Origin of the sequence: Psychrosphaera haliotis, from assembly GCF_009728465.1 — a bacterium.
Lineage (GTDB): Bacteria > Pseudomonadota > Gammaproteobacteria > Enterobacterales > Alteromonadaceae > Psychrosphaera > Psychrosphaera haliotis.
Genome location: NZ_WOCD01000001.1, coordinates 175,691 through 199,110, shown reverse-complemented (window position 1 = coordinate 199,110; position 23,420 = coordinate 175,691). Strand labels below are relative to the sequence as shown.

Here is a 23,420-nt window from a genome sequence, read left to right as displayed (position 1 = left end):
AACCTAGGAAACCGCAGCTTCAGGCCAAATTATCAAGTCATGCTTTTCAAAAAAGCCGGTAGACATGGTTAAGTACTTTTCCATGGTTGGCAATTCATTCTCTGGTTGCCATTTAATACTTTGCTCTATATTTCCCTGTACAAGTGCTATACGAGCTGTTCGTTTTAAATCACTTGTCCAACTCATGTTATGACTAAATGTAGTTAAGCCAATAATAAATAACAAGATTGATGTAGTCAGTGCCAGTTGAGATTTGGATAAGGAATTTTTAAAGACTAAAACAAGTTGAACTAAACATACCGCCAGCAACGCGGTAACTGCTTGTAAGCCAAATTCCCCAACAATAGGAGCCATTGAGTGAAGAGGTCCTTCTATTTGGCTATAGCCTAATGAGAGCCAAGGGAATCCAGTTAAAAACTTAGCACGAGCCGTTTCTGCTAAAAGCCAAAACAGTGCAAAACCCCATAAACCGAGTTTTTGTATACTTTTAAATGTAAGTGCGGCGGCGAGTGCTGGAAACAGAGCTAAATAAGTGACTAACAATGCCATCAAAAATAACGAGGCTATTAAAGGCAATCCGCCAAAATCAGCAATGGCCACATGTACCCAGCTAACTCCAGCACCAAACCACCCTAAACCATAGGATAAGCCATAAACAGCAGCCTTTTTGGCGGAAGGTGCTTTTGTAACGGCAAATAGAAGTAATGCAAGAGTGAAAAAAGGTATCCACCAGTTTTTAAATGGAGCAAACGCCAAGGTATTGAGCATACCGATGGCGATTAATCCAATGGGGTAAAATCTTTTGTCCATTATGGCTTAGGCGATTTTTTCTTAGGTAAGGTAACCATCAGTTGCTGAATGCGACGAGTATCGGAAGATTGAACCTTAAACTTTATTTGGTTTATGATTACTTCTTCACCTTTTTCTGGCATGTGACCAAACTCATGTAAAACAGTACCACCTATGGTATCTGCTTCTTCTTCGTTAAATTCTGTATTAAAGAATTCATTAAAGTCATCAAGTTCTGTTAAGGCTTGTACCATGTACACATGTTTAGAAACTTTACGAATATTGTCGGTTTGATTATCTTCAGAGTCGAACTCGTCTTCAATTTCACCAACAATTAATTCTAGAATGTCTTCGATTGTGACTAAGCCAGAAACACCACCGTACTCATCAACGACAATAGCCATATGATAACGATTAAGGCGGAACTCTCTTAATAATGTATCAACACGCTTACTTTCAGGAACAATAACAATCGGGCGAAGCATCGCCTTTAAATCGATTTCCTGTTCACGGTCAACAAGTAGGTTTAATAAGTCTTTAGCCAGTAAAATACCTTCTACGTGATCCTTGTCTTCTGTAACAACAGGGAAACGAGAGTGGCCAGACTCAATCATGAGCGGGATAAACTTGTCAGGTGTATCAGACAAATCTAAGGTTATCATTTGTGACCTCGGTATCATTATGTCTCTGATCCGTAAATCAGCGATTTCCATAACACCATCAATCATATTTTTAGTATTTAGATCGATTAAGTCATTTTGCGCAGCAACATCTATGATATTTGCTACATCTTCTTTGCTCTTCGGTTCGTCAGTAAAAAGCTGACCAATTTTCTCTATCCAGCCTTTATTAGAAGAACCGTTGCTACTATGTGGGTTGTCGTCACTCATTCTAGTCAGAATGTTCCTATATTTATTAAACACAACAATTGCCATTCTGTTGGAAAAACCTCCAACATGTCAATTAGATTATTATTAAGTTTTACTCAGATATTAAATAAGGGTTGTTAAAACCCATTTCGTTCAATATTTCTATTTCTAAACTTTCCATTTCTTCTGCATCGGCATCTTCAATGTGATCGTAGCCGAGAAGGTGAAGGCTACCATGAAGCAACATATGTGCCCAATGTGCTTCTGCCGTTTTATTTTGTTCTTGTGCTTCTTTATTTACTACTTGAGCACAAACTACCAAATCACCCAATAAAGGTAACTCAATATGAGCTGGTGCTTCAAAAGGAAAAGACAAAACGTTTGTTGGCTTTTCCTTGCCTCGATAATCGCCATTAAGTTGCTGGCTCTCTTCTTCATCAACAATACGTACTGTTAATTCGGAAACGTCTTTAAACTGAGGTAAGAAGGCGGTTAACCAAGCTAGGCATTGCTCTTCAGATGGAATATTAGTGTCAGTACTGGCATTTTGATAGTCCAGATCAACGCTCATTGTTAATGTCCTTAATGGCTGCTTCTCGAATCGCTTTCTCTTGCTGAGCTTTCTCTTTTGCTAATTGCTCACGCTCTGCTTTATCACGGCGCTCTTGCTCTTCTAGCTTTTCATAAGCCATTACAATCTTAGCAACAACTGGGTGTCTAACTACGTCATTAGCTTGGAAAAAGTTAAAGCTGATGTCTTCAACTTCCGACAAAACTTCAATGGCGTGTCGTAAACCTGAGCGAGCGCCTCTTGGTAAGTCTATTTGAGTAATGTCGCCAGTTATCACTGCTTTTGAATTAAAGCCGATACGCGTTAGAAACATTTTCATTTGCTCAACGGTGGTATTTTGACTCTCATCTAAAATAATAAAGGCGTCATTAAGTGTTCTACCACGCATGTAAGCAAGAGGGGCAACTTCAATAACGTTGCGTTCGATAAGACGTTCAACTTTCTCGAAACCTAGCATTTCAAAAAGGGCATCATAAAGCGGGCGCAAGTATGGATCAATTTTCTGACTCAAGTCACCTGGTAAAAAGCCAAGCTTTTCGCCAGCTTCAACCGCAGGTCGAGTTAATAAAATACGCCTTACTTCTTGGCGCTCCAAAGCATCTACTGCACAAGCTACTGCTAAATACGTTTTACCCGTACCAGCCGGGCCAATACCAAACGTAATGTCGTGATTTAATACATTCTTAACATATTCAACTTGGTTATGGTTACGCGGCTTTATATTGCCTTTACGGGTTCTGATAACCACTTCATTGTCATAACCTTCAATTTCTTGCTCAAGAATTTTAGATTGTTGAAGTGCGAGGTGAATATGATCAGGCAACAACTCTTTTGCCTTCACTTTATTTTTTTCTTTAGGATCTGGCTGCGTTTCTATATATAAATCTTTTAAGATTTCATTAACTGCAACCACATTCGCAGGGTTGCCAACAATTTTGAATTTATTGCCTTGATAAGTAATTTCAACACCCATGCGACGTTCAATATGTTTCAAATTATCGTCGTATGGACCAATCAAAGAAGCTAAACGGTCTTTATTGGCAGGTTCTAAAAATAGCTCTAGAGAATTAATTTTTTTTGGCAATTTATCTATTTCCTTGGTTTTAAAAAACTAAAAGGCCATGACGGATCATGGCTCTTTTTAACTTATCCAATACCTAGAATATACGGCTAAGGTGCAAAAGTCGCAACACCTAGCTCATCAGTATTTGTTTGACGTTTTGCTAAAATTTCTGACGGTGATACTTCTTGACGTAAACCCATTTCATTTTCGCCACGAATAAACTCGCCACGTAATGAGTTGGTATAAACATCAACAATCTTAACGTCGGCAAATCCACCAATTAGTGTGTGTGGACCCACAAAGTTAACAACACGATTGTTTTCAGTACGGCCACGAAGCTCCATTGGATTCTTTATTGATGGACCTTCTACCAGAATTCTTTGCTCTGTATCTACCATAGAGCGTGAAATTTGCATTGCTTGATGAGTGATTAAGCTTTGCAATTGGTATAAACGCTCTTTCTTTTCAGACTCTTCTACATCATCTGGTAAGTCGGCTGCAGGTGTACCCGGACGTGCACTATAGATAAAGCTAAAGCTGTGGTCGTAACCAACATCTTCAATAAGCTTTATTGTTTTTGCGTGATCATCAGCAGTTTCACCAGGGAAACCAATAATAAAGTCAGAGCTCATGCTTATGTTAGGACGAACTTTACGTAGTTTTCTGATTTGTGATTTATATTCAATCGCCGTATGGCCACGTTTCATTTGAGTTAATATTCTGTCAGAGCCAGATTGCACTGGAAGGTGTAAGTGATCAACTAACTCAGGCACGTCTTCGTAGGCTGCAATAATATCGTCAGTAAATTCAACCGGGTGAGAAGTGGTATACCTAATGCGGTCGATACCGTCTATCGATGCCACTAAACGCAATAGCTCACTAAAGTGACAAATGTCGCCGTCATGAGTTGCACCACGGAACGCATTTACGTTTTGACCTAAAAGGTTTACTTCACGAACTCCTTGGTCTGCTAATTGTGCAATTTCAAATATTACATCGTCAACTGGCCTTGATACTTCTTCGCCGCGTGTATAAGGCACAACACAGAATGTACAGTATTTACTGCAACCTTCCATGATTGATACAAATGAGCTAGGTCCATCTGTAGTAGGCTGAGGAAGTCGGTCAAACTTTTCAATTTCAGGGAATGAAATGTCGATTACTGAACCGCCATCACCCGATTTAATCTGTTCAAGCATTTCTGGTAAGCGATGCAATGTCTGAGGACCAAAAACCATATCAACGTATGGCGCACGCTCACGAATATGTTGACCTTCTTGAGAGGCAACACAACCACCAACACCAATAATTAGGTCAGGGTTTTTAGCTTTCAAATTTTTCCAACGACCAAGTTGATGGAATACTTTTTCTTGCGCTTTTTCACGGATAGAACAGGTATTCAATAGAATAACATCGGCATCTTCTGCCTGTTCAGTAAACTCATATCCATGACTGTCATCCAAAAGATCTGCCATTTTTTGCGAGTCGTACTCGTTCATTTGGCAGCCCCAGGTTTTAATATGTAGTTTTTTTGTCATTCTTCTCTCGTAAATCGTATGGAAAAGTTGTTCATAAAAAGGCCGCGTATTTTACAGTGAAAATGATATAACTGAAAGTGAATTCAATACAGTATTGTGGCTAATATTTAATTGAAGTTGTAAAAAGTGCTCAAAGCCCTTGGTGTTGTTGAGGTTTCTGGCATAATAAAAGGCATAAAAACAAATGAGATTCCCATGACTTTTTCTGAATTGCCTCTATCCAGCATTGCTAATAAACAATATGACGCCGTAATTATAGGTGGCGGTATGGTGGGTGCGTCCCTTGCCTTAGGCTTAGGTCAACAAGGCAAATCAGTTTTGCTTATAGAAAAAGGTGCGCCTCAACCAAACTGGTTAAGTGAACCTCCATTAAGAGTGTCAGCTGTAAACAGGTATAGTGAAACGTGGCTTCGTGAAATTAATAGTTGGCAAGAAATTGATGAGGCTTCATCGTGTGCATTTAAACGTTTAGCAACTTGGGAAAAGGGAACTCCAGTGGTTGAGTTTTCGGCGGATGACATAAATGAAACGCATTTAGGCTCGCTAATTAGAAACGAAGCAATTCAAATAGCCGCTTATAAAGCATTAGAACAGTCTGCTTTGAAAGTGGATGTAGTTTTTGGTGCAGTAATTACTGCCTATTCACAGAAAACTGATTCAAAGCTATTAGTGACACTGACAGATGGAGAAACCGAAACTAACGTTGAGTCACACTTATTAATTGGAGCTGATGGCGCAAATAGTAAAGTTAGACAATTGAGTAATATTGGAACGTCTGGTTGGGACTATCAACAGCAGTGTTTTAGCATCACTATTAACACCCAATTTGAGCAACAAGACATTACCTGGCAGGAGTTTCAGCCTAGTGGGCCTAAAGCGTTTTTACCGTTAAACAACAATTATGCTTGTTTAATTTGGTATGACAGCAAAGAAAAAGTGGGGCACCTTAAAAGTCTTAGTCTTGATAACCTAAAGGAACAAGTGTTAACCACGTTCCCTGAATTACCTGGCGATTTTGAAATCGTTAAAACCGCTTCTTTCCCGTTAACTCGTCGGCAAGCAAATAGCTACGTTAAAAATAGAGTGGTATTGGTTGGCGATGCTGCGCATACGATTAACCCGTTAGCAGGACAAGGTGTAAATCTTGGCTTTAAAGACTCAGCAGAGTTAATTGAGTTATTAGGTGACACGGATTTAAGTGATATCAATAAACTGAATCAACGCTTGTCGGTATATCAACGAAATAGAAAAGGAGACAGCTTAGTTATGTCGACGGCGATGGACGGCTTTTATCATCTCTTTTCAAATGACAAAGGCTTGCTTAAATCTTTTCGTCACTTGTTGTTATCAGCCGCTAATGCGTTGCCTAGTGCAAAATTAAAAGTGATGAAAAAAGCGCTTGGTTTTTAATACAGATTTTTACATAGCTGTCATTTAACCCTGACAAATAACAAGGCTTATTAAATAATTGATTAAGCAGTTGAAGTTCATAAATTATAAGGCTAAAGGCAAGGTTAAAAGTTAGCGCTGAGGTACAAAACAAAAGACTCACGCTTCATGTCACTTACGTCATTAATATTGCTTTCAGGATAAAGTGGGAGTCCAACAATACGTTCTACAACCCTTATATCTGAAAGCCTAACTTGTCCGGTACCATGTTTATAATATCCTCCAATAGAAAGCGGAAAGCCAAATAACTCGGTATTAACCGCCACGCTATAACCTACCATGTCTACCACCTCTGAGCGCTGGAATGGCTGTTCCGGATCTATAATTCCGTTTGAGTTGTCGGTGAATACACCAAAGCGAATTGTATTGGTATCTGATAATGGATAACTGAAGCCCAATGAATAGTTTGTCACTGAAGCTAAGTCTCGGTTAATAGGAGGTTGTGTAGGGGCGACAGTAAACTCTTCAACGTCTACAGCTGAATAATAATCAAGGTCAAAGCTTACTAATAAGTTGGAAAGCTTTGTGGAAATGCCCGTTGATAAGTTGGTGCCGTACTCCTGTTTTTCTGAACCTGTGACCTCTCCAACACTTGATGCTTTTGCTGTAGGTGGCAGAGGTGTTGGTGACGCAACTACAATTTGATGGCTGCCTGTGAAACTCCGGTTAATCGCTACATCTTTTGCAAGCTTTAAACCCCAGCTAAAGCCTTCACCTTTGTATAGCAGTCCGAACTGAGGGGTTAATATAATATTCTCATCACTGAGGCGTCTGGTCGCTGTAAAGCCACTTTTTAGTATACCAAGAGGCGTATCCACTGCAGCATCAATGCCAGAGCCTTGTACCGTCTCAAATTGCTTATATTTTGCTATTAACGACGCACCAACTGACCAGTTAGGGGCGATGTTAATGGCGGTGCCAAATCCTAAGTCATATGAAGCGTTGTCGAGGTCTATATTGCCATATTCAGTTTGTGTACCAGCAATATTTCCATCTGGCCCAACAAAAGGAAGTTCTACCTTAGAAAAGTTTCGCTCGGTAGATAAGTCTGAAACAGCAAAAACTACGCTCCAATGCCATTTTTCTGAATTTTTACCCGTACCTAAAAAGCTTGGCACGATGGAAAAAGAGGAACGTGAAAAGTCACCTTGATTTGAAAAAACATCATTTAATTGTGAACGTTCCCAAGAGAAGGTGCTCAAAGAAGCAGAATTGTTTAGTTTTGATTTGGCAAGGCCAGCAGGGTTGTAAAATACGGCGGACATATCATCGGCGATACTAGCGAATGCGCCACCTAAACCAATTGCCTTAGTACCTACTAGTATATTTTTATAGTGATATTCGTCGCTGAGCAGAGGACTGCAAAATAGACCAAAAAGTGTAAAAATTATTAATGGTTTATTCAAAACTATTGCCGTTCATTGTTTTACATAAACATAAGTCTATGACAAAAATGAGGTAAGGGTAAAATTAAATTTAATGAAGTTTTTAGAAAGAAAAAAGCCTCGCAAGTGCGAGGCTTTAAAAGTGGCTGGAGTACCAGGATTTGAACCTGGGAATGGCGAGATCAAAACCCGCTGCCTTACCGCTTGGCGATACTCCAACAATAAGTGGCTGGGATACCAGGATTTGAACCTGGGAATGGCGAGATCAAAACCCGCTGCCTTACCGCTTGGCGATATCCCAACTAAACTTTGCATGAACTTTAAGATTTAAGACCATGACTTTAAGTGGTGCGGAAGGAGAGACTTGAACTCTCACACCCTAAGATACTGGAACCTAAATCCAGCGCGTCTACCAATTCCGCCACTCCCGCAAATCTTGATGCTATGAGGTTGGTAGTGTAATCGAATGGTGGCTACGCCCTGATTTGAACAGGGGACCCCATCATTATGAGTGATGTGCTCTAACCAGCTGAGCTACGTAGCCATTCCTTTGTTTCGATTACCGCCTCAAGCGATGTGGCGTATTATGCTGATGCGACCCTTTCTCGTCAACTGCTTTTTTAAAGAAAATGTCACTTAACGTATCGTTTGGTTTTAATTTGTGCAACTCGGTGGTTTTTTGTATTAATTAAGGCCGTTTTGGGTAAAAAATTATGTTTCTGTAACAAACGAATATTTACTATTTTTAATAAAGCTCAGAATTAAAGTATATAAATCCCAAATCATTCATGCTTAAAGACTAGTTTTAATACATAAAAAAACCTTCCGAATGGAAGGTTCTTTCAAAACACTTTAATTGTTTGGTTATAAATTAAACGTTAAAGCGGAAGTGGATCACATCACCATCTTTAACAATATAATCTTTACCTTCAAGACGCCATTTACCAGCATCTTTAGCGCCAGCTTCACCGTTATTATCAACAAAGTCATTGTAACCAACAATTTCTGCGCGAATAAAGCCTTTTTCAAAGTCAGTATGAATTTTACCCGCTGCCTGTGGCGCAGTGCTACCTTCAGGGAAAGTCCAAGCTCTAACTTCTTTAACACCAGCAGTGAAATACGTTTGTAACGTTAGCAATTCGTAACCAGCACGAATAACTCGGTTAAGACCAGGCTCTTCCCAACCTAAATCTTCCATGAACTCTGATAAATCTTCAGGTTCAAGCTCAGATAGTTCAGATTCAATTGATGCACAAACGGCAACAACGACTGCGTTTTCAGTAGAAGCAATTTCACGAACCTTATCTAGGAAAGGGTTGTTCTCAAAACCGTCTTCTGCAACGTTAGCAACATACATTGTTGGTTTCATGGTCAACAAGTTTAGGTAGCTAATTGCTGCTAGTTCTTCCTTTGTTAAATCAACAGAACGAGCCATGCCGCCTTCATCAACAATAGGTTTTAATTTTTCTAGAACCTTAGTTTCAAATTTTGCATCGGCATCACCGCCTTTGGCTTTTTTGGCATTTCTAAAAATTGCTTTATCAATAGAATCCATATCAGCTAAGGCAAGTTCGGTATTGATAACATCAATATCTTCTTGTGGGTTGATTTCGCCAGCAACGTGAACAATGTTTGGATCGTCAAAACAACGAACTACATGGCCAATAGCATCAGTTTCACGAATGTTCGCTAAAAACTGATTACCTAAACCTTCGCCTTTTGACGCGCCTTTTACCAGACCGGCAATATCAACAAATTCCATTGTTGTAGGGATGACACGCTCAGGTTTAACTATTTCGGCTAGTTTGTCTAAACGTAAGTCAGGAACAGGTACTACACCAGTATTTGGTTCAATAGTACAAAAAGGGAAGTTAGCAGCTTCAATACCTGCTTTTGTTAACGCATTAAATAGTGTTGATTTACCAACATTTGGTAAACCTACTATGCCACATTTAAAACCCATGATGGTTCCTTAAGTTCAAATTTTATAATTTAATAAATCAGATAACGACGTAATACTAAGTCTTAATAATGTACTTTGCTTAGACTACTCTGCGCTAAATGAATGCAATCGGCTCTGTGCCTTTTTTAAGTCTTGTTTAAACCAAATATCCATACAGCGTGTTGCTTCATCAACGGCAGCATCAATTTTTTCTTGGTCAACTTGTGGGGCTTTACCTAATACCCAGCCCGTGACTTTTTCACGACTGCCAGGGTGACCGATTCCAATACGGAGTCGATAGAATTCTTTGTTATTAGCCATTTTGGCGATAATGTCTTTTAAACCATTATGTCCGCCGTGACCACCGCCTTGTTTGATCTTTACTTTTCCTGGTGGCATATCTAATTCGTCATGCGCTACTAGGATTTGCTCTGGTTTAATTTTGAAGAAGTTAGCTAATGCACTTACAGATTTACCACTTAAATTCATAAAGGTGGTTGGGATTAATACACGAACTTCATTACCGTCAATAAATATTTTTGCGGTATAACCAAAGTATTTAGGATCGTTTTTAAGAGAGATGTTTTGTGCTCGGCAAAGTTCTTCAATGAACCAAGCACCGGCATTATGGCGGGTATGTTTGTATTCGGGGCCCGGATTAGCCAGGCCCACGATTAGTTGAATATCAGTACTCATTTTGTACGTCTATTCAACACAGATTATTCTGAATCTGCTTCTTCTGAAGCGTCTTCTGAATCTTCTGCTTTAGTCTTTGGTGCGTGTAAAGTAACAACAGCTAAATCATGAGATTCACCTTTTGCTAATTCAACAGACGCTACGCCTTTAGGTAGTACTAGGTCACTGATGTGTAGAGTTTGACCAATTTCTAGGCCAGCTACGTCTACTTCAATGAACTCAGGAAGATCTTTAGGCAAACAAGTTACTTCAAGTTCAGTCATTGTATGAGCAACAACGCCACCAGTCTTAGTTGCAGCTTCTTCACCGATGAAGTGAACTGGAACGTTAGTGTGAAGTTTTTGTTTAGCATCAACACGTTGGAAGTCCAAGTGCATGATTACAGGCTTGTACGGGTGACGTTGAACGTCTTTAAGGATAACTTCTTGTTTCTTACCATCGATAACTAGAGTAAGAATGTGAGAGTAGAAACCTTCGTTGCCTTGTGCTTGCCACACTTTGTTGTGTGAAAGAGCAAGGTTTTGAGTTTCTTTATCAGCACCGTATAAGATTGCAGGAACTTGGTTAGCATGACGTAAGCGGCGGCTCGCACCAGTACCTTTGTCAGTACGAACTGTAGCTTCTAATGTATAAATAGCTTCAGACATGGAATTCTCCAAAAATAATAAGTTTATGTTTTCCCCCGCGACCAAGAGAAAACGCATTGCCCCGCAAATATGAGGGGCGGCGTATTCTAATTGAAAGCAGGCGCTTACTCAACTATTTTTAATTGGATAAAAATAATGTAAAGAAGTTACTTATGTATAGATAGTAGGGAATAGTATTTATGGCTTACTCTTGTTTACATTAGAGGTAATACAAGAATAGTTTCAATTTTAGGCTTGTTCACGTTTTATTTTATTACTAGTATGCGTAATTACTAATAAAAAGATCAAAGCACACTTTGACAAATGGAGAGGTAACCGAAATGAGAAGGTTGTTACGCTTTATTGCTTTATTACCAATGATTACATTGATAATTCTTGGTATATACGAATTGATGAAAGAGAACCCACAAGGTATACCAGATGCGGTATGGTTTGTTGTTGCTCTAATATGTTTACCTGCCGGTATTATAAATTTGAATGCTATTAGAGATGGTATTATCGGCTTGATGTATTCAGCTGTTATTTCAAATTTTTTGTTTTTAATTGCATTTTTAGCTACAAAAAATTATGACCCAACAACTATGATTATATTTACAGGTTATTTAATAGTCATCAGTATCATTGTATTAATAGATGTAATTTATGACCGTTTTTTAAGGTTGAATAAAAGTACAGATGTGTTTTCTTCTTTTAATAATAAAGATGAATATAGGATAAATAATGAAAAATAGCGTTTTAATAGCCTTAGTATGTGGTCTTGCTGCTTGTAGTGCAACCAGTAATACAACAAACGATGTAGTTTCAGAACAAACGGTATCGTTTGTAAATGTTTATAAAGATGCAAACAAGAAACAATGCTTTTCGCAAGGAATGGCGTTAAACGTTATGGTTAAGGAATTAACAGAAAATGGCATTGTTGTTAATTGTTCCGCAAGAAAAAATGATGGGCTAATGTATCCCCAGGCATGTGGCCAAAATGAGGGAACGATCAATGTTTATCAAATTAGTTCTTCAGACTTTGAGAAAGCCCAGTTACTAGGCTTTAAAGATGTTAAAGAAATAAAATCGGCTGATATTAAACTGAAATGCCCATAAACGAAATTTGATATTAGTGTTGATCACAGTGACAAAAAAAGCGGCCATGGCCGCTTTTTTAATGCAACCATTTGGCGGTGTTAGTGATCAAACATCGCCGATATTGATTCTTCATTACTGAGTCGACGAATTGCTTCAGCAAGCATATTACCTAGTGTTAGTTGCCTAACGTTTGGTAATGCCGCGATGTCGGCGGGTAATGGGATTGAATCCGTTACAATAACTTCATCAATAACTGTGTTTTTAAGGTTTTCAATGGCATTGCCAGAAAAAACAGGGTGAGTCGCATAAGCAAATACGCGCTTAGCGCCTTGTGCCTTTAACGCTTCAGCGGCTTTACATAATGTTCCACCGGTATCGATCATGTCATCAACCATAATACAATCACGGCCTTTAACATCTCCAATTATATGCATCACTTGAGCAACGTTTGCTTGAGGACGACGCTTATCGATGATGGCTAGGTCTTTGTCATTAAGAAGTTTAGCAATAGCTCGGGCTCTTACTACACCACCAATGTCAGGTGACACAACCACTACATCATCGGCTAGGTCGAATCCTTTTTTACGTAAGTCGTCCACTAAGATCGGACTACCAAATACGTTATCAACAGGAACGTCAAAAAAGCCTTGAATCTGTTCAGCATGAAGATCAACCGTTAATACTCGGTCAACACCTACACTAGACAGGAAATCTGCAACAACTTTTGCAGTAATTGGAACACGTGCTGAACGAACACGTCGGTCTTGTCTTGCATAACCAAAGTAAGGAATAACAGCAGTGATACGGCCTGCAGACGCACGTCTGAGAGCATCAACCATCACAATTAATTCCATTAGGTTGTCATTACAAGGAGCACACGTAGATTGAATGATGAAAACATCCGATCCACGAACGTTGTCATTAACTTGAACACTAATCTCACCGTCACTGAAGCGGCCTACAGTGGCGTTTCCTAGGTCGATGTCAAGACGGTTACTGATGATTTCGGCAAGTTCTGGGGTAGCGTTTCCAGCGAAGAGCTTTATATCAGGCACAGAGATATCCTATAGCAATTATGCTTTTAGTTTTATAGTGAGGTTAGCTCAAAATAGCCAAACCTCTAATGTTTATTAGCCAAACAACGTTTGGTGCGTTGGGGAAATGTTACATCCTTTCGCAACAAATCCAGTCAGGTCGACAGGCAGCTGTTGATATATCTCTTTTGCTTCGTCCTGTGTAGCAAACTCAGCATAAACACAAGCTCCAGTGCCAGTCATCCTAGCCGGGCCATATTCTAACAACCAGTCCATTGCTTTGGCAACGGTTGGATACTGATTATAAACTAACTTTTCAAAATCATTTTTGAATTGAGGGGCAATACCTCGGTATTTAATTTCATCTAACGGTAATTTAGGCGAATTTCGAGGCAAATGAGGTGACGAAAATAATTCTGCTGTATTTACATGTTGGTTAGGCGTTAATACTAAATACCACTTTTCTTTTATAGGATAGCTAGTTAGCTTTTCACCTACGCCATCTGCAATCGCGGTTTGGCCAAAAACAAAAATAGGCACATCAGCGCCAACTTTCAACCCAATCTCTCTTAGTTCATCCAATGAAAGACCCAGTTTCCATAGTGAATTCAAAGCCAAAAGTGTGGTTGCAGCGTTTGATGAACCGCCACCCACACCACCGCCCATCGGTAAGCGTTTTGTTAAAGATATTTTTATAAAGTCTAAGCTTAAAAGTTTTTTATTGAAATTATCTTCGCCAAACTTGGCTTTTAAAAACCGTGATAAAGCCTGCATCGCTTTAAAAACCAAATTACTGTTTGTTTCGAGCTCTGGTAAGTCGCAATTAAAAGCTGTTTTACTCGCCAACTCCCAATCATCCAACTCTTCCAATTTAGTTTGTTTTAACGCTTCTTTACTGGTGCGAAAGTGTGACTCGTCACTATAGGCTTCAAATGTCATATCATCACCAAAATCTATAAAGTGAAAAAGGCTTTGAAGTTCATGGTAACCATTGTCTAAACGACGGTTTATATTTAAAAACAAATTTAATTTAGCGGGTGAAAGTAACTTTAATTTAGATCGACGCATGTTTAACCTTGTAACTGCCAATGTGAAATGGCTAACTTAATTCTTGAATCGCTTGATTTTATGGTCAACGCGCTAGGTAAGTTTAATTGTTGTAGTGGTTTTCTAGGACCATATTTTACATTCCATGACGTTTGATTAAAGCCCTCTGGCATATAGTCAAATGACTGGATTTCGTTTTTGCTGTTGTAAGTAGGGCTGGAAATATCTTGTTTGTTTGCGTGCCCTAAAAGCCAAAGGTGAAGTTTGTCAAAGGGGATTTGTTTATTGGTAAAACGAGCCACCAGAGTTTGAGGGTCTGGGCTTGTATGTTGTTCGCCATCTACTTTGAGTGTAGCCATGCCATGTTCATATTTTAGAGTCATCACATCTATGCCCAATACAGTAGAAAGAACGAAATGGAACTCGTTTTTGTTTTGCTGCCAATAAAAATACGCGCTTTCTTTCTCTTTACCAGATACAAATAGCATTTTACCGCGAGCTGTCCATGATGATAATTCGGAGACATGAGATACATTTACTATTTCAGACTTTTTAGGTAATGAGGTACATGCAGTGATCAAAAACAGTAGGGTGATCGTTAAAATGGTACTTTTGAATTGATTCATATTTGTCTCAAATAGCAATAAATTGGGCTTTTACTACGATATCTCATAATAAAGATGGTTACAGGCTTTTAAAAAGTCCGCGATTTTCGTAGAATTGCCTGTTCTTTAAATCTAGGTCTTTTAAGCACTGTATGTCCGTTATAGCATTAGGAATAAATCACAAATCTGCATCTGTTGCTCTAAGAGAGCGCTTGGCTTTTACGCCTGAGCGTTTGCCTGAGGCGCTGAAAACAATCCAAAATGATGCTGGTTGTGATGAAGCTGTAATACTATCAACGTGTAATCGTACAGAAATTTATTGCTTTGGTGAACAGGCAAAAGCCCAGCAAGTGGTAAATTGGTTAGCTAAATTTCACCAGGTTCCATCAGAAGAATTAGAGCAGCACGTTTATATTCACCAAAATATAGAAGCGACACGTCATTTAATGAGAGTTGCAAGTGGCTTAGATTCCATGGTTATAGGTGAACCTCAAATACTAGGGCAGGTTAAGCAGGCTTATCAACAAGCTCGTGGAGTCGGTACTGTCCAAACCTATTTTGAACGTATGTTCCAACAGTCTTTTTCAGTAGCTAAACAAGTTAGAACGGAAACCGACATTGCCACCAATGCTGTTTCAGTAGCGTATGCTGCGGTTACATTAGCAAAACAGGTTTTTGGTGATTTTAAAGGTAAAAAAGTATTATTAGTTGGTGCTGGTGAAACAATAGAGTTGGTTGCAAAACATATTTATGAGCAAGGCGCTAAAGATATTGTTGTAGCAAATAGAACATTAAGTAGAGCTGAGGGAATCGCAGAGCAATTTGGCGCAAAAGTATGTGCGCTTAGCCAGATAGCAGAAGAGATATTGACCGCTGACGTTGTGATTAGCTCAACGGCCAGTACATTGCCGATTATAGGCAAAGGTTTAATTGAAAAAGTATTTAAAAACCGCAAGCACAAACCTATGTTTTTGGTTGATTTAGCGGTGCCTCGTGACATTGAGCCTGAAGTGGCAGAATTAGACGATGCTTATTTATATACTGTCGATGATTTACAAGAGATAGTAGCGAGCAACATGCAGGCACGAACTGAAGCCGCTGTTGAAGCAGATCAAATTATCGATGGAAAAGCGAGCATGTTTTCCGACTGGTTAAGCTCGCTAGATTCCGTTGATTTAATAAAAGAATACCGTACCCAGAGCTTAGCAATTAAAGATGAGCTTTTGGTTAGAGCACTAAATCAAATTCAAGCCGGCAATGATGCAGAAACTGTATTAACTGAGATGGCAAACAAATTAACAAACCGACTGATTCATGCACCAACGTCTGCCTTAAAAGAAGCAGCTGAAAGCAAGAACACCGAACAGTTGGCGACTATGAAAACCGTATTGGGGATCCAATGAAACAATCAATAATTACCAAGCTTGAAGGCTTAGTAGAACGTTACGAAGAAGTTCAAGCACTGTTAAGCGATCCTGGGGTTATATCTGACCAAGACCGTTTTAGAGCGTTATCAAAAGAGTATTCAGACTTAGAAGACGTTACAAAAGCATTCACGGAGTTTCAAACTGCATCAAGTAATTTAGAAGAAGCTAAATTGATGATGGAAGAAGAAGACGCAGAAATGCGTGAAATGGCAGTAGAAGAAATGAAAGCCGCTAAAAAAGATATTGAGCGTCTTGAAGATGAACTACAAGTATTAATGTTGCCTAAAGATCCGAATGACTCAAACAACTGCTTTGTTGAAATTAGAGCCGGTGCAGGTGGTGATGAAGCCGCTATTTTTGCCGGTGATTTATACCGTATGTATAGCCGTTATGCAGATGCAAAACGCTGGAAAGTAGAAATTATGAGCGTTAACGAAGGTGAACATGGCGGTTTTAAAGAAATCGTCGCTCACTTTACTGGTGATGATGTATACGGGACTATGAAGTTTGAATCTGGAGGTCATCGCGTTCAACGTGTTCCAGAGACTGAGTCTCAAGGGCGTGTGCATACTTCAGCATGTACTGTTGTAGTAATGCCAGAGATCCCAGAAGCAGAAGCAATTGAAATAAATACAGCTGATTTAAAAATTGATACTTACCGAGCATCAGGTGCCGGTGGTCAGCATGTGAACAAGACGGACTCAGCGGTTCGTATTACGCATTTACCTACTGGTATCGTTGTTGAGTGCCAAGATGAACGTTCGCAGCACAAAAACAAAGCTAAAGCGATGTCGGTATTGAGTGCTCGTATTCAGGCAGCAGAAGATGAAAAACGTAATGCAGAAGAGACTAGTATGCGACGTAATCTTGTTGCAAGTGGTGATCGTTCAGAGCGCGTTCGTACATACAACTTCCCTCAAGGTCGATTGTCAGAACACCGTATTAACCTGACACTTTACAAACTGAATGAAATTATTGAAGGCGATTTAGATTGTGTTCTTCAGCCTCTAATGACTGAATACCAAGCTGATTTATTAGCTTCAATGTCAGAAGAGTAAGTGAGACAAATTGTCAGTGAAATCTGAGTTAAGCATTTCTGAACCAAGCATTAAAGCGGCTATCGATGATGCCGCTTTAGCTTTTAAAAAAATGTCTGATACGGCTAAACTAGATGCAGAAATACTGTTACTGCATGTAATTGAAAAGCCAAAAGCTTATTTATTTACGTGGCCAGATGCTGTTTTAACAACCGAGCAATTAGAATATTTCACATCACTTGTCGAACAAAGGCTACTCGGACACCCGATTGCACATTTAATTGGAAAGCGAGACTTTTGGACTTTAACACTAGAAGTTAATAATAGCACTTTGATCCCTAGACCGGATACGGAACTGTTAGTAGAAACGGTTTTAAGTTCAATATCAGACTTTGATTTCCCAATGAACGGCAAAGGTTTAGATTTAGGAACCGGTACAGGTGCTATCGCACTTTCATTAGCCAGTGAGTTACCAGAAATGGCTTGGCTAGGTGCAGACTTCAACAAAGATGCGGTAGAATTAGCGACTCGAAATAAATCATTAAACAATATTAATAACTGTACATTTATACAAAGTGATTGGTACTCAGCTGTACATGAACAACGCTTTGATATTATTGTCAGCAACCCGCCTTATATTGACCCACAAGATCCTCACTTAGACTTAGGCGATGTTAGATTTGAACCCAAAAGTGCATTAACTGCCGGGGATCAAGGAAAGTCCGATCTAATCCATATTATTGAACAAGCTCCTAATTATTTAAACAAACAAGGATTGATTGCGTTAGAACATGGTTATGATCAAGCTGAGTTTGTTCGCCAGTGTCTTTTTGATAATGGCTTTAAAAACATCAATACATTTATTGATTTAGGTCAAAATGATCGTATAACGATTGGCTATTTTTAAACTTTGCGTTTAGTCTAAATACTAATGATTTACACTCGTTGTACAGTGGTAGTATTAAACAGCATAGGAAATAGTTGTTCATGGTTGATGATTTTTTATTTTCAGGCGATAACCCAGAGCCTGAGGAAGTAAAAACAATTGGTAAATGGAAAGTCCTTGTCGTTGATGATGAGCCAGAGGTTCATGCTGTAACGAAGTTAGCGTTGAGTGACTTTTTGTATCAAGAAAAAACAATAGAGTTTATGAGCGCCTATAGTGGTGCTGAAGCTAAAGATATTATTAGAGAGAATAATGATATCGCGATTGTATTACTTGATGTAGTGATGGAAACCGATGATGCTGGCCTAAACGTAGCCAATTATATTCGCAACGAGCTTAAAAATAAAAATGTGAGAATTATCTTAAGAACAGGGCAGCCTGGGCAAGCTCCTGAAAAGCAGGTAATTTTGAATTACGACATTAATGACTATAAATCTAAAACCGAATTAACAGCTCAAAAATTATTTACTGTGGTGCTATCAGGTTTGCGCTCCTATAGAGACTTGCGTTCTTTAGAACAGAGCCATGAAGGACTTAAAAAATAATTTCTGCATCGGCCGATATATTTAATGTTCATTCCATGGAACAGTTCATTGACGGTGTAATGCAACAACTGACGTCGGTACTAGGCTGTGGTGAAGAGCAGGCTATGTATGCAACCGATAGTTTTATGATTAATTGCCCCGCTAGAAGTACGTCAAAAGACCTTACTGTTGTAGCCGCACAAGGACAATTTGCTGATTACATCGGACATCAAGTATCTGATGTTGACGTTATCAAGTCGAGTCAATTACAAGACGCATTTAGTCAGGCTATCTCATCACGATCAATCGTTTATCAAGACAATTACTTAATTGCCTATTGCCATAGTAAGTTCTCTACAAATTCGTTGCTTTTTGTTTCAGGGTTACCTTCTGACTTAAGTGATACACACAGAGACTTAGTAGAATTGTTTGCTAAAAACGTACAAATTGCCTTCGAGAGTATCCAGTTAAAAGTAGAATTAGAATCGTCGCAAACTGAATTATTAGAGCGTTTAGGCGGTGCCATTGAAAAAAGGTTGAACGATGCAGGCGGTCATATAAGAAATGTGGTTGCGTTAACTGGTTTGCTAGCGAGTTGGTACGGCTTAGAAGAGTCAGAAATCGAAATGTTAAAAAAGGCTGCGCCTTTGCATGACATTGGTAAAGTTTCACTGCCAGACACGTTATTGAAAAAGCAGTCTGAGCTAACAGATGATGAATGGAAACAGGTAAAAGAGTCTCCTCTTTTAGGGCATGAAATACTAAAAGGCTCAAAAAGCGAAATTATACAATTCGGATCTAAAATAGCCTACCAACACTATGAGAATTGGGATGGTTCCGGTTATCCAAAAGGATTGAAAGGAAAAGACATTCATATATTTGCCCGTATAGTTAAAGTCGCTAATGTTTATGATTCACTCAGAACCGCACTCATATACAAAGTTGACTGGTCTCATGATCAAGCTATGCAATATCTAAAAGAAAAAGCAGGTATCGAGTTTGACCCTAGTCTTATAGACCTAGTTGAAACGAATCATCAAAAATTTGAAGCGGTTTTTAAAAGCTAGCAGATAATTTGTAATTAATTTGTTAACATAGCCAACTGGATTTTGGCGGCAATGAAATGTAAGTAAATGCCATAACAAGGGTTTTAAAATGTATATTGGTTTAAAGCATGCTCATTTAACATTTGTATTATTGAGCGTTATTCTATTCTATTTCAGGTTTTACCAAGTTCAAATGGCTGGTAAAAGCCTACCGAAGTTACTAAAAATATTGCCACACATTATCGACACCTGTCTAATTGCCTCTGCTATTGGTTTGTGCATTGTCCTTCAACAATACCCACTTGTTATTACTTGGTTAACCTTCAAAGTTGCCTTTGTGATTGCCTATATTGTGTTTGCAGCCTTAGCAATAAAAAGCGCGAATAAGCAAAAAGCCATTTTAATGTTAACAGGTGCATCAATCAGCTTAATTTTAGCTGCATTTATGGCAGTAACAAAACTAGCGTAAGTCGCTAAAGTATTAAATCTGATTTTTAAGAGAAGTAATGTCAGCAAACTGGTTTATATCATCAAATAGCGCGAACGATTTATTAATTGAGCTACTCGATCTTGAACAAAATTGGCAATCAAAGATATCCAAACCTAATATTTTGGCTACGTTAGAAGAGCTTGTTAATCACCTTGAACAATACTGCGTAGAGAAAGTGCCTAATCAAGAAGAGCTTTATAAAGTCATTGATAGTATTTTTGATGAGTTAGCATTTTCCGGTCCTGGCCTGCAAAGCGTGCCAGAGTCTGCGTTAGGATCAGTGAGTTATTGTATCGAGTCTCGAACTGGTAATAGTTTAACGTTAGCTATTGTTATGGCCTACCTATTAAAAGAATTGGGTTTTAATGCTTTTATTGCTGAATTGCAAGATGACATTGGTTTAGTGGTTAAGTTGAGTAACTCTGAGTTAATTGTGATTGACTCTATTTCTGGTGCAACAGAATATATTATCACTAGTGATGATTTAAATGAGAGTATGTTAAGTGGCATTGCGGCATACGCACAGCCAATTGACCACGAAGAGTTGATAAAAGAGTTGTTGAGCGAACAAAAGATCTGTCTATTGGCCGAAGGGTTTTATGAAGAAGCGCTATTGTGTGTCGAAACATTGATGGCGCTTTTACCTGAAGACCCTTATGAAAGACGTGACCGTGGAATAGTGCTTCAGCAATTAGACTGTGACCATGTGGCTACAGATGATTTAAAGTACTTTATAAAGGCTTGTCCAAACGATCCTATGGCGGCATTTTTTAAATCTCAGCTAGAAGAGCAGGTTGCTCCTACCCACACATTGCATTAAATTATAGATATTGGTTGTTTTTTTACAAAACAAAACAAAACAAAACAAAACAAAACAAAACAAAACAAAACAAAACAAAACAAAACACATAAAAAGAATAAGAATTGAAAATTCAATCGTGAGTTTAAAGGAATCAGCTTAAATGCCAGTTATTACAAATGAAGCAACACTCCTAGGGTTATTAGCACTTATTTTAGGTTTTGTCTTTTACACTAGTAAAAGCAGCAATGCTAAGTTTCAAGCGTTTTATAAGTATGTTCCTGCGCTATTACTTTGCTATTTTATCCCTTCTATTTTCAACTCAGCAGGCTTAGTAAGCGTGGAGGCGTCGGACAACATTTACTATGTCGCGTCACGATTTTTGTTACCTGCATGTATAGTGCTTTTAACTATAAGTGTTGATTTACCTGGTATTTTAAAACTGGGTCCTAAAGCAATTATTCTCTTCTTTACCGGTACTTTTGGTATTGTTATTGGCGGACCAATAGCACTTTTAATTGTTTCGTATTTTTACCCAGAACTACTTGGTAACAATGGCCCTCAAGACGTTTGGCGAGGAATGACTACGGTTGCCGGCAGTTGGATAGGTGGTGGCGCTAACCAAACGGCAATGAAAGAGATTTATGAAGTTGGCGATACTATTTTTTCTTCTATGATTGCTGTTGATATTATAATGGCAAATATTTGGATGGCTGTTCTATTATTGTTAGCCGGCAACGCCAAGAGTATCGACGCAAAAACAGGCGCAGATACCACAGCATTAGAAGAGCTTAAAACAAATGTTATTGAATTTCAGAAAAAGCATGCTCGTATTCCTCACCTTGAAGACTTAATGATTATCTGTGCCATAGGCTTTGGTGTTACTGGTGTCGCACACATCTTTTCAGATATTGTCACTCCGTTTATGATAGAAAACTTCCCTAACTCCAAAGAGCTAAGTTTCCACAGTAAGTTTTTCTGGATGATAGTCAGTGCTAGTGCAATGGGTATTGCATTGTCATTTACTCGATTAAGAAAGATAGAAGCAGCAGGGGCATCAAAAGTAGGCTCTGCCTTCCTTTATTTCTTGATAGCGGCTATCGGTCTTCATATGGATATTATGGCAATATTTGATAGTCCACTATACTTTGCATTAGGCGCAATTTGGATGATTATTCACGCCTGCTTAATGCTAGGTGTAGCAAAATTAATAAAAGCACCACTGTTTTATATGGCGGTTGGCAGCCAAGCCAATGTAGGTGGTGCTGCATCAGCACCCATCGTGGCATCTGCTTTCCATCCAGCTCTAGCGCCTGTGGGCGTTCTACTGGCTGTTTTGGGTTATGCCATCGGCACATATGCAGCTTGGTTCTGTGGTCAAGTATTACAGTATGTAGCCAGTTGATAAATCATTTAAAAGTTATTCGGTTAGTTTAAAAATAGAGAGTTTAAAATGACATCTGCGATCAATACGCAAATTATAAAAATTGGAAAAGATATCGAACTTGCAAACGACAAACCGTTTGTCTTATTTGGTGGTATGAATGTTTTAGAGTCTAGAGACTTAGCATTAAAAATTGCCGAGACATATAAAGAAGTTACGACAAAGCTTGGTATTCCGTATGTATTCAAAGCTAGTTTCGATAAAGCGAACCGTTCTTCAGTCAATTCATATCGTGGCCCAGGTTTAGAAGAAGGTTTAAAAATATTTGAAGAAATCAGAACTCAATTTGATTTGCCGATAATTACCGATGTACACGCTCCTGAACAAGCACAGCCTGTAGCAGAAGTAGTAGATATTATTCAGTTACCAGCGTTTTTAGCACGTCAAACAGACTTGGTTGTTGCTATGGGTAAAACAAACGCAATTATTAACGTTAAAAAGCCACAGTTTTTAGCACCACATGAAATGAAACATATCATTAAGAAGTTTCATGAATCAGGTAACGAAAAGGTTATTTTATGTGAGCGTGGCAGTCAGTTTGGTTATAATAACCTTGTGGTTGACATGTTAGGTATGGATGACATGAAACGTATGGCTCCAGTTATGTTTGATGCAACACATGCCTTACAACGTCCTGGCGGCAGAACAGATTCTGCTGATGGACGCCGAGCTCAAGCAGCAGAACTTGCAAGAAGTGGTATGGCATTAGGGTTAGCTGGACTTTTCATTGAAGCGCACCCAAATCCAAATGAAGCGCTGTGTGACGGCCCATGTGCGTTACCACTATCTAAATTGGAAGGGTTTTTAACTCAAATGAAACAAGTGGATGACCTCATAAAATCCTTCGCCCCGCTGGATACGTCAGCAAACAACTTGTAATCTAACTATACAGAGCTTAATCAAACGAGGTTAAGCTCTTTTTCAACTCTTAATTAAATTTGCCTTATTGATTTACCACTAAGATAATAATGGCAGACCAGTTTTAATATAAAGGC

22 protein-coding genes, 4 tRNA genes and 1 pseudogene are annotated in these 23,420 nt (G+C 38.8%); 11 read left to right on the top strand and 16 right to left on the bottom strand.

The window, feature by feature from the left end; all coding sequences use genetic code 11:
• Positions 1-3 precede the first annotated feature (3 nt).
• From GNP35_RS16170 to miaB, 5 genes are all read right to left on the bottom strand, one after another.
• Positions 4-810, bottom strand: a complete 807-nt coding sequence (locus tag GNP35_RS16170; RefSeq protein ID WP_330997656.1) for a hypothetical protein — start codon at positions 808-810, stop codon at positions 4-6.
• Positions 810-1,679, bottom strand: a complete 870-nt coding sequence (locus GNP35_RS00910; RefSeq protein ID WP_155693656.1) for an HlyC/CorC family transporter — start codon at positions 1,677-1,679, stop codon at positions 810-812. Before GNP35_RS00910 ends, GNP35_RS16170 begins: the two co-directional genes overlap by 1 nt.
• 91 nt (positions 1,680-1,770) lie before the next feature.
• Complete coding sequence (gene ybeY / locus GNP35_RS00905; RefSeq protein ID WP_155693654.1) at positions 1,771-2,229, bottom strand: rRNA maturation RNase YbeY; 459 nt, start codon at positions 2,227-2,229, stop codon at positions 1,771-1,773.
• Positions 2,219-3,313 (bottom strand): PhoH family protein, encoded by a 1,095-nt coding sequence (locus GNP35_RS00900; RefSeq protein WP_155693652.1) that lies wholly within the window; start codon positions 3,311-3,313, stop codon positions 2,219-2,221. Before GNP35_RS00900 ends, ybeY begins: the two co-directional genes overlap by 11 nt.
• Positions 3,314-3,399: 86 nt before the next feature.
• A complete protein-coding gene (miaB, locus tag GNP35_RS00895) occupies positions 3,400-4,830 on the bottom strand; it encodes a tRNA (N6-isopentenyl adenosine(37)-C2)-methylthiotransferase MiaB (RefSeq protein WP_155693650.1) in 1,431 nt (476 codons plus the stop codon).
• 195 nt (positions 4,831-5,025) lie between these two features.
• Between miaB and GNP35_RS00890 the strand changes: the two genes are divergently transcribed.
• On the top strand, positions 5,026-6,240 hold the full coding sequence (locus GNP35_RS00890) for an FAD-dependent oxidoreductase (protein ID WP_155693649.1): 1,215 nt from the start codon (positions 5,026-5,028) through the stop codon (positions 6,238-6,240).
• A gap of 104 nt (positions 6,241-6,344) precedes the next feature.
• Here GNP35_RS00890 and GNP35_RS00885 read toward each other — a convergent pair whose 3' ends face one another.
• The 8 genes from GNP35_RS00885 to GNP35_RS00850 all read right to left on the bottom strand — a co-directional run bounded on the left by GNP35_RS00885 (position 6,345) and on the right by GNP35_RS00850 (position 10,949).
• Positions 6,345-7,685: an OmpP1/FadL family transporter gene (locus GNP35_RS00885; RefSeq protein WP_155693647.1), complete on the bottom strand. Its 1,341-nt coding sequence runs from the start codon at positions 7,683-7,685 to the stop codon at positions 6,345-6,347.
• 122 nt (positions 7,686-7,807) lie between these two features.
• Positions 7,808-7,882, bottom strand: a tRNA-Gln gene (locus tag GNP35_RS00880).
• An 8-nt stretch (positions 7,883-7,890) separates the two neighbouring features.
• Positions 7,891-7,965 (bottom strand) — tRNA-Gln (locus GNP35_RS00875).
• A gap of 45 nt (positions 7,966-8,010) precedes the next feature.
• Positions 8,011-8,095, bottom strand: a tRNA-Leu gene (locus GNP35_RS00870).
• Positions 8,096-8,131: 36 nt separating this feature from the next.
• Positions 8,132-8,208 (bottom strand) — tRNA-Met (locus tag GNP35_RS00865).
• A 327-nt stretch (positions 8,209-8,535) separates the two neighbouring features.
• Positions 8,536-9,627, bottom strand: a complete 1,092-nt coding sequence (gene ychF, locus GNP35_RS00860; protein ID WP_155693645.1) for a redox-regulated ATPase YchF — start codon at positions 9,625-9,627, stop codon at positions 8,536-8,538.
• A gap of 84 nt (positions 9,628-9,711) precedes the next feature.
• Positions 9,712-10,302: an aminoacyl-tRNA hydrolase gene (gene pth / locus GNP35_RS00855; protein ID WP_155693643.1), complete on the bottom strand. Its 591-nt coding sequence runs from the start codon at positions 10,300-10,302 to the stop codon at positions 9,712-9,714.
• A gap of 23 nt (positions 10,303-10,325) precedes the next feature.
• Complete coding sequence (locus GNP35_RS00850; protein ID WP_155693641.1) at positions 10,326-10,949, bottom strand: 50S ribosomal protein L25/general stress protein Ctc; 624 nt, start codon at positions 10,947-10,949, stop codon at positions 10,326-10,328.
• 320 nt (positions 10,950-11,269) lie between these two features.
• On the opposite strand from GNP35_RS00850, the gene GNP35_RS00845 reads away from it, so the two are divergent.
• Together GNP35_RS00845 and GNP35_RS00840 are read left to right on the top strand one after the other, a co-directional pair.
• Positions 11,270-11,680 (top strand): hypothetical protein, encoded by a 411-nt coding sequence (locus tag GNP35_RS00845; RefSeq protein WP_155693639.1) that lies wholly within the window; start codon positions 11,270-11,272, stop codon positions 11,678-11,680.
• On the top strand, positions 11,670-12,044 hold the full coding sequence (locus GNP35_RS00840) for a hypothetical protein (RefSeq protein WP_155693637.1): 375 nt from the start codon (positions 11,670-11,672) through the stop codon (positions 12,042-12,044). The genes GNP35_RS00845 and GNP35_RS00840 overlap by 11 nt, the downstream gene beginning before the upstream one ends.
• Positions 12,045-12,124: 80 nt before the next feature.
• Here the strand turns inward: GNP35_RS00840 and GNP35_RS00835 are convergent, their stop codons facing one another.
• The 3 genes from GNP35_RS00835 to lolB all read right to left on the bottom strand — a co-directional run bounded on the left by GNP35_RS00835 (position 12,125) and on the right by lolB (position 14,733).
• A complete protein-coding gene (locus GNP35_RS00835) occupies positions 12,125-13,081 on the bottom strand; it encodes a ribose-phosphate pyrophosphokinase (protein ID WP_210559668.1) in 957 nt (318 codons plus the stop codon).
• Between the two features lie 75 nt (positions 13,082-13,156).
• A complete protein-coding gene (gene ispE / locus GNP35_RS00830; RefSeq protein WP_155693635.1) occupies positions 13,157-14,128 on the bottom strand; it encodes a 4-(cytidine 5'-diphospho)-2-C-methyl-D-erythritol kinase in 972 nt (323 codons plus the stop codon).
• A 2-nt stretch (positions 14,129-14,130) separates the two neighbouring features.
• Entirely contained in the window at positions 14,131-14,733 is a 603-nt protein-coding gene (gene lolB / locus GNP35_RS00825) for a lipoprotein insertase outer membrane protein LolB (RefSeq protein WP_155693633.1), read from the bottom strand.
• Positions 14,734-14,864: 131 nt separating this feature from the next.
• Between lolB and hemA the strand changes: the two genes are divergently transcribed.
• The 8 genes and pseudogenes from hemA (at position 14,865) to kdsA (ending at position 23,304) form a co-directional block, all read left to right on the top strand.
• Positions 14,865-16,115: a glutamyl-tRNA reductase gene (gene hemA, locus GNP35_RS00820; RefSeq protein WP_155693631.1), complete on the top strand. Its 1,251-nt coding sequence runs from the start codon at positions 14,865-14,867 to the stop codon at positions 16,113-16,115.
• Positions 16,112-17,197 carry a peptide chain release factor 1 gene (gene prfA, locus GNP35_RS00815; protein WP_155693629.1) on the top strand — a complete coding sequence of 362 codons (1,086 nt, stop codon included), beginning with the start codon at positions 16,112-16,114 and terminating at the stop codon, positions 17,195-17,197. Before hemA ends, prfA begins: the two co-directional genes overlap by 4 nt.
• Positions 17,198-17,213: 16 nt before the next feature.
• The gene (gene prmC, locus GNP35_RS00810; protein WP_330997691.1) at positions 17,214-18,083 is read left to right on the top strand and encodes a peptide chain release factor N(5)-glutamine methyltransferase; all 870 of its coding nucleotides are present in this window, start codon (positions 17,214-17,216) and stop codon (positions 18,081-18,083) included.
• Between the two features lie 80 nt (positions 18,084-18,163).
• Positions 18,164-19,713 (top strand): annotated as a pseudogene (locus GNP35_RS00805) (DUF3369 domain-containing protein).
• Between the two features lie 88 nt (positions 19,714-19,801).
• Complete coding sequence (locus tag GNP35_RS00800) at positions 19,802-20,161, top strand: SirB2 family protein (RefSeq protein WP_155693627.1); 360 nt, start codon at positions 19,802-19,804, stop codon at positions 20,159-20,161.
• A 37-nt stretch (positions 20,162-20,198) separates the two neighbouring features.
• Positions 20,199-21,002 (top strand): tetratricopeptide repeat protein, encoded by an 804-nt coding sequence (locus GNP35_RS00795; RefSeq protein ID WP_155693625.1) that lies wholly within the window; start codon positions 20,199-20,201, stop codon positions 21,000-21,002.
• A 142-nt stretch (positions 21,003-21,144) separates the two neighbouring features.
• Positions 21,145-22,386: a DUF819 family protein gene (locus GNP35_RS00790; protein WP_155693623.1), complete on the top strand. Its 1,242-nt coding sequence runs from the start codon at positions 21,145-21,147 to the stop codon at positions 22,384-22,386.
• Positions 22,387-22,446: 60 nt separating this feature from the next.
• Positions 22,447-23,304, top strand: a complete 858-nt coding sequence (gene kdsA / locus GNP35_RS00785; protein WP_330997690.1) for a 3-deoxy-8-phosphooctulonate synthase — start codon at positions 22,447-22,449, stop codon at positions 23,302-23,304.
• Positions 23,305-23,420 lie beyond the last annotated feature (116 nt).

Bases quoted from the DNA above. Each gene is read 5' to 3' on its own strand.
- ychF (WP_155693645.1), bottom strand. From the start codon at position 9,627: ATGGGTTTTAAATGTGGCATAGTAGGTTTACCAAATGTTGGTAAATCA.
- GNP35_RS00800 (WP_155693627.1), top strand. From the start codon at position 19,802: ATGTATATTGGTTTAAAGCATGCTCATTTAACATTTGTATTATTGAGC.
- GNP35_RS00850 (WP_155693641.1), bottom strand. From the start codon at position 10,949: ATGTCTGAAGCTATTTATACATTAGAAGCTACAGTTCGTACTGACAAA.
- miaB (WP_155693650.1), bottom strand. From the start codon at position 4,830: ATGACAAAAAAACTACATATTAAAACCTGGGGCTGCCAAATGAACGAG.
- pth (WP_155693643.1), bottom strand. From the start codon at position 10,302: ATGAGTACTGATATTCAACTAATCGTGGGCCTGGCTAATCCGGGCCCC.
- GNP35_RS00840 (WP_155693637.1), top strand. From the start codon at position 11,670: ATGAAAAATAGCGTTTTAATAGCCTTAGTATGTGGTCTTGCTGCTTGT.
- GNP35_RS00845 (WP_155693639.1), top strand. From the start codon at position 11,270: ATGAGAAGGTTGTTACGCTTTATTGCTTTATTACCAATGATTACATTG.
- hemA (WP_155693631.1), top strand. From the start codon at position 14,865: ATGTCCGTTATAGCATTAGGAATAAATCACAAATCTGCATCTGTTGCT.
- GNP35_RS00795 (WP_155693625.1), top strand. From the start codon at position 20,199: ATGTCAGCAAACTGGTTTATATCATCAAATAGCGCGAACGATTTATTA.
- GNP35_RS00790 (WP_155693623.1), top strand. From the start codon at position 21,145: ATGCCAGTTATTACAAATGAAGCAACACTCCTAGGGTTATTAGCACTT.
- ispE (WP_155693635.1), bottom strand. From the start codon at position 14,128: ATGCGTCGATCTAAATTAAAGTTACTTTCACCCGCTAAATTAAATTTG.
- prfA (WP_155693629.1), top strand. From the start codon at position 16,112: ATGAAACAATCAATAATTACCAAGCTTGAAGGCTTAGTAGAACGTTAC.
- ybeY (WP_155693654.1), bottom strand. From the start codon at position 2,229: ATGAGCGTTGATCTGGACTATCAAAATGCCAGTACTGACACTAATATT.
- GNP35_RS00910 (WP_155693656.1), bottom strand. From the start codon at position 1,679: ATGAGTGACGACAACCCACATAGTAGCAACGGTTCTTCTAATAAAGGC.
- lolB (WP_155693633.1), bottom strand. From the start codon at position 14,733: ATGAATCAATTCAAAAGTACCATTTTAACGATCACCCTACTGTTTTTG.
- GNP35_RS16170 (WP_330997656.1), bottom strand. From the start codon at position 810: ATGGACAAAAGATTTTACCCCATTGGATTAATCGCCATCGGTATGCTC.
- GNP35_RS00890 (WP_155693649.1), top strand. From the start codon at position 5,026: ATGACTTTTTCTGAATTGCCTCTATCCAGCATTGCTAATAAACAATAT.